5 protein-coding genes, 2 tRNA genes and 1 other annotated feature are annotated in these 9,508 nt (G+C 44.6%); of the genes, 1 reads left to right on the top strand and 6 read right to left on the bottom strand.

Features of this window, described 5'->3' with window-relative positions; genetic code table 11:
- Window positions 1–147: 147 nt before the first annotated feature.
- The 3 genes from GJR95_RS10860 to pruA all read right to left on the bottom strand — a co-directional run bounded on the left by GJR95_RS10860 (window position 148) and on the right by pruA (window position 2,716).
- Window positions 148–221: transfer RNA gene (locus GJR95_RS10860), tRNA-Ala, on the bottom strand.
- A gap of 79 nt (window positions 222–300) precedes the next feature.
- Window positions 301–374: transfer RNA gene (locus GJR95_RS10855), tRNA-Ile, on the bottom strand.
- A gap of 45 nt (window positions 375–419) precedes the next feature.
- Window positions 420–743, bottom strand: a sequence feature (16S ribosomal RNA rRNA prediction is too short).
- A 341-nt stretch (window positions 744–1,084) separates the two neighbouring features.
- The gene (gene pruA / locus GJR95_RS10850; protein ID WP_162385886.1) at window positions 1,085–2,716 is read right to left on the bottom strand and encodes an L-glutamate gamma-semialdehyde dehydrogenase; all 1,632 of its coding nucleotides are present in this window, start codon (window positions 2,714–2,716) and stop codon (window positions 1,085–1,087) included.
- 221 nt (window positions 2,717–2,937) lie between these two features.
- Here pruA and thrC point away from each other — a divergent pair, with 221 nt between their 5' ends.
- Window positions 2,938–4,248: a threonine synthase gene (thrC, locus tag GJR95_RS10845; RefSeq protein WP_162385885.1), complete on the top strand. Its 1,311-nt coding sequence runs from the start codon at window positions 2,938–2,940 to the stop codon at window positions 4,246–4,248.
- Between the two features lie 68 nt (window positions 4,249–4,316).
- On the opposite strand, the gene GJR95_RS10840 is transcribed toward thrC, so the two are convergent.
- The 3 genes from GJR95_RS10840 to mnmG form a co-directional block, all read right to left on the bottom strand.
- Window positions 4,317–6,125: a tetratricopeptide repeat protein gene (locus GJR95_RS10840; protein ID WP_162385884.1), complete on the bottom strand. Its 1,809-nt coding sequence runs from the start codon at window positions 6,123–6,125 to the stop codon at window positions 4,317–4,319.
- Window positions 6,126–6,611: 486 nt separating this feature from the next.
- Window positions 6,612–7,367, bottom strand: coding sequence for a class I SAM-dependent methyltransferase (locus GJR95_RS10835; protein WP_317167056.1), 756 nt, complete (start codon window positions 7,365–7,367; stop codon window positions 6,612–6,614).
- A gap of 195 nt (window positions 7,368–7,562) precedes the next feature.
- Window positions 7,563–9,422 carry a tRNA uridine-5-carboxymethylaminomethyl(34) synthesis enzyme MnmG gene (gene mnmG / locus GJR95_RS10830; protein ID WP_162385882.1) on the bottom strand — a complete coding sequence of 620 codons (1,860 nt, stop codon included), beginning with the start codon at window positions 9,420–9,422 and terminating at the stop codon, window positions 7,563–7,565.
- Window positions 9,423–9,508 lie beyond the last annotated feature (86 nt).

Here is a 9,508-nt window from a genome sequence, read left to right as displayed (position 1 = left end):
GAAGCCTTAGGCATCCCCCAGGCGCCCTTTTGCTGCGTATGTATTGCGCTACTACAATTTCTTGTGTATCTTACCGTGCACCATGAGTCACCTCATGATGCAGTTTCTCCCTGTAGGTCAAAGAACATATGAACCCGTTGGTTCATGTGGAGAATAACGGATTCGAACCGTTGACCCCCTGCTTGCAAAGCAGGTGCTCTAGCCAGCTGAGCTAATCCCCCATATTTTCAGTGTGCAGTTGGCGGTTAGCAGTATGCATACAAATTGCTTACTGTTAACTAGTTACTGCCAACTGATTTGTGGGCCTGCGTGGACTCGAACCACGGACCTCTACATTATCAGTGTAGCGCTCTAACCACCTGAGCTACAAGCCCAGCACTTTGCATATTGACATCAATGGTAGCACCTAATGGCTCCAGAAAGGAGGTGTTCCAGCCGCACCTTCCGGTACGGCTACCTTGTTACGACTTAGCCCCAGTCGCCGAGTTTACCCTTGACCGACTCTTACCTCGGTCTTCAGGTCCCCCCAACTCCCATGACCCATAAATGTTTACCTATAAAACCAGGTGATTTCATAGGACCGTGCGGGTTTACCCCAGCTTTCGCCGGGCTATCCCCCAGTATGAGGCAGGTTGCTTACGCGTTACGCACCCGTTTGCCACTGACCTTGCGGCCCGTTCGACTTGCATGTATTAGGCCTGCCGCTAGCGTTCATCCTGAGCCAGGATCAAACTCTCCATCGTAAATATTTGTGTGATTAAACGAGTTAATCACGTTGTCATTAGCCTTATTTGGTGCTAACCTATTTGATGTCAATACGTCAAAGAACTGTCTCTCTTTCGAGATGGTGGCCAACCGTTGTTGGCCTTTCTTATATTTCGGAGTGCAAAGGTACTACACTCTATCTTTCTTGTCAAGGAAAAGTTGAAATTTTATTTTAACAACTTTTCAAAGCCCTATATTTAACTCATTGATAAAAAGACTGTTATCTAATTTAGAAGACCGTCTTTCCGTGTTTGGGAGTGCAAAATTAGGAGACTTATTTTCTTAATGCAAGTCTTCCGCAAAACTTTTTTTTAAATAATTAGTCCGCCTGTAGGAATGAATAAGCGAAGTGCCTGGGAGTCACATAGGTTTCCTTAATTGTACGTGCAGAAACCCAGCGATATAAATTTAAAGCCGATCCCGCTTTATCGTTCGTTCCCGACGCTCGCGCTCCCCCAAATGGCTGTTGTCCTACTACTGCTCCGGTTGGCTTATCGTTAATATAAAAATTACCGGCGGCATTCTGGAGTGCTTTCGAAGTATGTTCGATCACATATCGATCCTTCGCAAAAATGGATCCCGTCAATGCATAAGGCGAGGTACTATTTACAATCTGTAGAATAGATTCGAACTCCGATGGTTCATACACATAAACTGATAATACCGGCCCGAATATTTCTTCACACATTGTTCTGTAGTTCGGATCATTTACCTGAAGCACGGTTGGCTCGATAAAATACCCCTTAGAACCGTCGTAGTTCCCTCCTGCCACGATTTTTACCTGATCACTCTGTTTAGCGGCATCGATATAAGCTGTGATCTTTTTGAACGAGCGTTCGTCAATAACGGCATTGATGAAGTTGGTAAAATCTTCAGTTACGCCCATTTTTATCTCGCTCAGAAACTCTTTTACTTTCGTTTCGATAGCCGGCCAAAGCGATGATGGAACATAGGCGCGTGATGCAGCGGAGCATTTTTGCCCCTGATATTCAAATGCTCCGCGAACCAGGCCGGTGGCTACTTCATCGGCATCAGCGGACTCATGAACAAGTACGAAGTCTTTCCCTCCTGTTTCACCAACGATCCGTGGATAGGATTTGTACTTGTGTATGTTCGCGCCAATTGTACCCCAAATCGCTTGAAATACGCCAGTACTACCCGTAAAGTGTATGCCTGCAAAGTCAGGATGGTTAAAAATTATATCGCCCGCTACTGGGCCATCAACATAGATCAGATTTATGACGCCATCGGGTAAACCTGCCTCCATTAACACCTCCATAATAACTTTAGCCGATAGAACCTGCGTATAGGCTGGTTTCCACACTACGGTATTCCCCATCATAGCGGCCGATGTGGGTAAGTTGCCGGCAATAGCGGTAAAATTGAAGGGAGTCAGGGCAAAAACGAATCCTTCGAGGGGACGGTACTCCAGTCGGTTCCAGACACCCGGCGAAGAGTTTGGTTGCTGCCGGTAGATATCCGTTGCATAGTGGACATTGAATCGTAGAAAATCGATCAGTTCACATGCAGAGTCGATTTCAGCCTGAAAAGCGTTTTTCGACTGACCAAGCATTGTTGCAGCATTGATTCGTGCCCGATATGGTCCAGCGAGTAGATCAGCCGCTTTTAGAAAAATGCTGGCCCGGTGCTCCCAGGATAAACTCGCCCAATTATCTTTTGCAGCTAATGCGGCTTCAATTGCCTGTTCAACATGTTGAGCATCGCCTTCATGAAAATAGCCGAGTGTATGCTGATGATCGTGGGGTGGAGCTACCCGGAGTTTACGGTCTGTTCGAACCTCCTGGCCACCGATGTACATGGGAATGTCTGTTTCTACCGAGCGAAAATCCTGCAAAGCTTTTTTCACTGCTTCGCGCTCTGCAGAACCAGGACGATACTCTTTTACCGGCTCATTAACCGGCGTTGGAACGTTGAATAATCCAAATGACATAATTGATTGCTGATTACGAGACGTTTTGTAGTTTTTTTGCAAATATCATCCTGCACTTCGACTATTTCGACTCTTTTCTGTTGTGAAGTTTATTGGTCTGTAAAGGTACGTATTGGCCTACTTATCCACTAATCCACATCACTTTTCCACATTTTCAATGGCTTAAGTTCGATTCATTGAACTGATTTACCGTACTTTGTAGCCTTATTTTGCCTTTTCATATGCGTTTTTATAGCACGAATAATCCTCAGACTACTGTTTCTGTTGAGGAAGCCCTTTTTCACAGCCTACCTGCTGATAAAGGGCTGTATATGCCAACCCCTCTACCTCATTTAGGCACTGGTTTTTTCGAAAAAATTGCTGGACAGTCTTTAGCAGATATTGGATTTGAGATCAGCAAGGCACTGTTTAGTGATGATATAAGCACGGCTGATCTGGAAAATCTTACGCATCAGGCTTTTCCATTCGATACACCAGTTGTTGATCTGGAGCCAGGAAAAACAAGTGTTCTGGAGTTGTTTCATGGCCCATCGCTGGCTTTTAAGGACGTTGGAGCTCGTTATATGGCAGCATTAATGTCTTATTATTCAGGCCGTAACGATAAAGAAGTAAATATTTTGGTAGCGACTTCGGGCGATACGGGCGGGGCTGTTGCAATGGGCTTCCACAATGTTCCTGGCGTTCGCGTTTCAATCCTTTACCCTTCTGGTCGGGTTAGCGATCTTCAGGAAAAACAATTGACAACGCTTGGTGGCAATGTTCAGGCATTTGAAGTAGATGGATCTTTCGACGATTGCCAGGCGATCGTGAAGGAAGCATTCGTCGACACTGATCTAAACACTCATTTGTCGCTTTCCTCTGCGAATTCGATCAATATTTTCCGATTGATTCCACAGGGGTTTTATTACGTTCGGGCATACGGTCAGGTACGTAAATCTGGGAAACCCGTTATTTTTTCAACGCCCAGCGGAAATTTCGGTAATCTTAGTGCTGGTGCTATGGTTCAACAAATGGGCTTGCCTGTTGCTCATTTTGTGGCAGCAACTAATCTAAATCACGTGGTGCCGTCTTACATAAAAACGGGAGTGTATACGCCTAAAGCCTCCATTGCGACGATCTCGAATGCGATGGATGTGGGGAGTCCAAGCAACTTTGTTCGTTTGGCTCAGCTCTACGGCAATGATTTTGATCGTTTCAAAGAAAACGTTTCAGGTTATTTTTATGACGATGACGAGACACGAGCGGGGATGAAACGCATCTATGACCAATTTGGCTATGTCGCTTGTCCTCACACAGCAATTGGTATTCTGGGTTTACAACACTACCTGCTCGACAGTAATAACGATTATACGGGTGTTGCATTAGCTACGGCTCACCCTTCAAAATTTAAGCCTTTAGTTGAAGCGGTATTGGGGCAACCTGTTCATGTTCCTGACAGGCTGGCCAGTTTAGCTGGTCGAGATAAAAAAAGTATTCGCATTCCTGCTCAATATGAGGCTTTTAAAGAGTCACTGCTTCATACAGTTCTCTAAAAGTTATCCACAAAAAAGGCCCGAAATGCACAATTTCGGGCCTTTTTTGTGGATAACTTTTCAGGAAATCAATTAACGGTATCACCTCGTAAGGCTCTGAACCGCTTACGAGACTCAGCTCCGTAGATACTACCTGGATATTGTGTTAATACTTTTTGATAGGCTTCCATGGCAGCTGTCTTATCTTTTAAACGCTCTTCATATATTTTCGCCTGCGTAAACAGGGCATCATCCCCTAATATGTCAGTTGAGTAGCTGGCTGTTATCTTTTTTAAGTCTTCAAGTGCTTCGGTATTCTTACCTTGCTTCATGTATGTATTCGCCCGAAGCCAGAGAATTTCATCGGCTAGTGGATGATCAGCATATTTCTTCCACATTTCATTGAGCGCTTCAATGGCTTCATCTGTTTTATTCTGGAAGAGTAGCAAGTCAATTCCGGCATATTCCCGCATTGCGGCTTCAGTACTGTCCATGCCGGTGTTATCCACAATTAATAAACTTAACTGCTCGGCATCGTTGGCTATTTCTCGTGATGTAGCCAGTTTAAGTACATCCAAAATATCTTTAGCCACGGCCAGATTTCCCCGATAGTAGTGAAGTTTTGCGTTTTTAAGCTTGGCTTCATACCCTAACAATTCTTCTTTCTGCGATTTTTCAACCTGAGAGTACAACAGCGTCGATTCCCAGGGCTCACCTTTCAGCAGATAGATATCCCCTTTGTCAAGCTTACAACGATCCACAAAATTTTTGTCGGTTTTTCCCAACTCAATGGCCAAATCCAGCACAGTTAGCGCAGTGTCTTTGCTGTCGAGATAATTTCCGTATAGATTGGCCGTGCTCCGGAGCGCTTCAAGTGTTTTAACGTTTGTCCCGATCTCCTGAAGCATTTTTTGATAATCACCAATCAGCTTACGGATTTCTACCTTATCGACAGGATACGTGTTTTTTACCTGTTCTTCGCGGGCCTGGATAACTAACCGGCGTGCGAATGGATACAGCTGACCCTGTGGATAGGTAGTGGTTATGTATTCGAATGATTCGGCGGCTGTTTTGTATTCTTTGTTGTTCATCGCCAGCATTCCCAGGTCATAAACGCGGCTACCGTTCAATTTTACGCGTTTATCCGTTGCTTTTTCCTGTAGCAACGCCCGGCCGAATTTTTGTTTCTGCACAAAGTACCAGATCAATAATTCATTATAGGAAAGCTCATTGGGTTCCAGCTGAATTTTGCTGTATAACGCTTTTTCCACAAGTGGCTCATCTTTTGTGTTGATAAATCCTTGTAGTGCGGCCAATACGGTTTCTTTTTTATCAGGCTGTTTGCCGGTCGTTATAATTTCATTGATCGATTTTTCAGTTTGACCCGTCGCCCTGTAAAGGCCCATTAGATCCTCGCTGTAGGCCGTAGGCTCCTTACTGACCTCTCGGGCCATCTCGAGCGCCCGGACCGCCCAGCGAGGCTCTCCTGCTTCGTTGAAGGCACTGGCGATCCGTTCGAGCTTGCTGGTCGACGATTTGCTGGATTGTAAGGCGGCCGTGTATTGATTGCTCGCCAGGACTGTATCGCCCTGCTGGGTGGCGAGTTGCCCAATGAGCAATTGGTAGTATGCCCGGTTGGGTTCGTCGCTGCGCTCCTGCTTGCGCAAATATTTTACGGCCTCCTCTGCCTTGTTACTTTTTTGCAGGCTATTCACATAGCGGGCCAGGCGAACCCAGGTCACATCAGTTTTTAACAGCTTCGCATATTCGTTGGCGGCTTTTTCAAATTCGCCCGCTTTAAAATATTCTTCGGCCAACGTCGCTCCCCCCTGCCCCCAGGCGAGTCCGGCTGACAACAGCCACATCAGCGCAATAATGACTTTTGACCTTATTAACATTTTATATAAAAGCTTTTTAAAGAAACGTTATTATAACCATTAGCTATGTGGAAATGTGTACAAATAAGTTGTCCACTGATGAAGATACAGAATGTGGATAAGAACCGCAACATATCCACTCACTGTTTTCAAGTTATCCACTTATAACCATCTTATTCTTAGGTAAATAACATTTTATCCACATTTTATGTGCAATACGAATGTGGATTTGTGAATAATTTCTGTACACAATTTTGAGTGGGGAAATTGTGTGGGTTCAATCGTGATATGTAGTTGTTTCTCCACATCAACAGGCCGAAAAAAAAGTGATGTGGATTACTTCGATATTCATCCACATCACTTTCAGTCCTTATAAACAATTTATCCACTTGTAAGCCAGAGTTATACACATGGTTATTCACATAAAACTTTAACTTTTTTAATTTAGAATTGACCTTTACCTGTCAACCGAAAAAATGGCCATTCTGCTTAGAATCAGCGCAATTATCAGGCCTTCTTAAATAGATAGATTAAACTGGATGAGTTGCCTGTTTGTTTGGCTTGCTGATTAGAGGTAAGTCCTACCCGCACACTTCTTAGATAATCTGTTTTGCCCGTCTTGTAACGCGTGCTAAGCATAGCAATATAGAAAGCATCAAACACCATTGGCTTCTGCTCAATTAATGTCAGGCCATGCTTCTCAAATAACGGCTTGATGGTCGATGGAGTGAAATGTTGTAAATGACGAGGCACATCATAGGCTGCCCAATATTCTTTAAAATAGTGCGCATCGTAAGAATCAGAATTGGGAACGGCGATCAATAATGTTCCCTTCGGACTAAGTAATTTATTCAGTTGGGGCACTGTCTCATTGAGGTCAGGAATATGTTCGAGCACATGCCATAAGGTAATTATGTCGAAAGGTAGTGCCCCGGCCAATACCTTAAGATCAGGCTGGATGTCGGCTTCTAATTTTTTTTGAGCAACAGCGCGAGCATCTGGATCTGGTTCCATACCTGATACTTGCCAGCCTCCCTGTTTACAGGTATCGAGGAACGCACCAGTGCCACAACCTACGTCGAGAATTCGGCCTGGCCCACCATTAAGCTTTTTGATGAGATTTAATTTTGACCGAAGCGTGTAATTACGGACTAACCGATAAGCCGTATTTATTAGGCCACTGCTCTCGTCATTGTGTGATACATACTGCTCCGATTTATAATATAATCCAATCGTTTTTTCGTCGGGCCGAGGGTTGGTCAATCTAAAACTGCAAGTATCGCATTGCTCTATGGTAAAGTTTTGATTGCTGACCAAATAATCTTTACAAACTAAAAAGGGAGTAAATTTTGTACTGCCGCAGACTGGGCATGAATTGACGGTTTCCAAGTTAGCGAGTTAAATTGTGTGAAAACAAAAAGGCGCTGATTGCAAAGAAAGCAATCAGCGCCTAATTAATTAACGGCCCATATAGACCAGAAGAATTGAAACATCAGAAGGGCTTACTCCGCTGATGCGGGATGCCTGACCAATCGTTGCTGGCCGAAGTCGCTTCAATTTTTCCTTTCCCTCAAATGATAATGCTTTAAGGCGGTCGTAATCGAATGTGGGATTAATTGCCAGACTTTCCCATTTATCTAATTTCTCGGCGTTCAGTTTTTCCCGATTGAGATAATCTTCATACTTGATTTCGATTACTGTTTGCTCAATCGTCTCCTCCCCTACCCCAGGTATTTCTGGCAGGAGGTTCAGCAGTTCTTTTACGTCGGACTGATCAATTTCTGGCCGTTTGAGTAAGGTATACAGACTGCTTTTTTCGCGCAACGGCGAACTTCCCTTAGTCTCTAACCAACCATTTACATCTTCGGGTTTGAGCTTTGCTGTCCGGATTGCTTCGGTTAGCTGAGCGATCCCATCCCGTTTGGTAACCATAGATTCATACCGTTCCTGCGATGCCAATCCGATTGCGTACCCCTTTTCAGTGAGCCGTAAATCGGCGTTGTCCTGACGTAACAAGGTGCGATATTCTGCCCGGGATGTAAACATCCGATACGGTTCTTCCGTCCCTTTAGTTATCAGGTCATCAATCAGGACGCCGATATATCCCTCCGACCGTTTGATTGTAAACTCAGCTTCTTCATTCTTATTTCGATGCGCATTAATACCAGCCATCAGTCCCTGGCAGGCTGCCTCTTCATAACCAGTTGTCCCATTAATCTGTCCAGCAAAGAACAGATTTTTGACCAATTGTGTCTCTAGCGTTGGCTTTAACTGAGTTGGCGGAAAGAAATCATATTCTACAGCGTATCCGGGTCTGAACATTCTCACGTTCTCAAATCCGGGTATTTTTCGTAATGCGTTATACTGAACGGTTTCAGGCAATGAGGTTGAAAAACCATTTACATACACTTCAACAGTATCCCAACCTTCTGGCTCTACAAAGATTTGATGTCGATCTTTATCCGCGAATCGATTGATTTTATCCTCCACCGATGGGCAGTAACGAGGCCCAAGTCCTTTGATCCGCCCCGTAAACATCGGTGATTTTGCGAAACCAGTCTTGAGCTCATCATGAACTGCCTGGTTCGTATAGGTGATCCAGCAACTGCGCTGTTTCGTTAATGCTGGCGTATTCGTGTAGGAAAACTTGCCGGGTTTTTCATCACCCAATTGTTCTTCCATCAACGCATAGTTCAGGCTCCGACCGTCTACACGAGGAGGAGTTCCGGTTTTCATCCGGCCCGATTCAAAGCCCAGACTAACCAACTGTTCGGTTAAACCGGTTGCTGATCGTTCGGCTGTTCGTCCCCCACCAAAAACTTTTTCTCCGATAAACATCCGGCCGTTTAAGAATGTGCCATTCGTCAACACAACAGCTTTGGCAAAAAAATCCACTCCCAAACTTGTTCTCACACCAGCAACCTGACTGTCCTTTACAAGTACTTCATTTACTGTATCCTGCCAGAAATCAATATTTCTGTTTTCTTCCAGCGCTTTTCGCCATTCTGAGGCAAATACATTTCGGTCGCTTTGGCATCTTGGACTCCACATGGCTGGACCTTTCGAACGATTTAGCATTCGAAATTGGATCATGCTTTTGTCACTTATGATTCCTGATAAACCACCCAGTGCATCTACTTCTCGTACAATTTGTCCTTTTGCAACTCCGCCCATGGCTGGGTTGCAGGACATCTGGGCAATGGTCTGCATGTTCATCGTAATGAGCAGAACCTTAGAACCCATTGTGGCAGCAGCACTGGCTGCTTCACAACCGGCATGCCCTGCCCCTACTACAATGACATCGTATGAAGAAAACATTTTTTGAAGACTTTTGAAAAATGTTTCACGTGGAAACTTTTCACAAAATTGATGAAAGTTGTTGAAAAGCGAAAAACGTGAGGTTG

This window comes from Spirosoma endbachense (genome assembly GCF_010233585.1).
Classification (GTDB): Bacteria; Bacteroidota; Bacteroidia; order Cytophagales; family Spirosomataceae; genus Spirosoma; species Spirosoma endbachense.
This window is presented reverse-complemented; position numbering and strand designations above follow the sequence as displayed.

Coding starts and splice junctions, on each gene's coding strand:
- pruA (WP_162385886.1), bottom strand. CDS start 2,716: ATGTCATTTGGATTATTCAACGTTCCAACGCCGGTTAATGAGCCGGTA.
- thrC (WP_162385885.1), top strand. CDS start 2,938: ATGCGTTTTTATAGCACGAATAATCCTCAGACTACTGTTTCTGTTGAG.
- mnmG (WP_162385882.1), bottom strand. CDS start 9,422: ATGTTTTCTTCATACGATGTCATTGTAGTAGGGGCAGGGCATGCCGGT.
- GJR95_RS10840 (WP_162385884.1), bottom strand. CDS start 6,125: ATGTTAATAAGGTCAAAAGTCATTATTGCGCTGATGTGGCTGTTGTCA.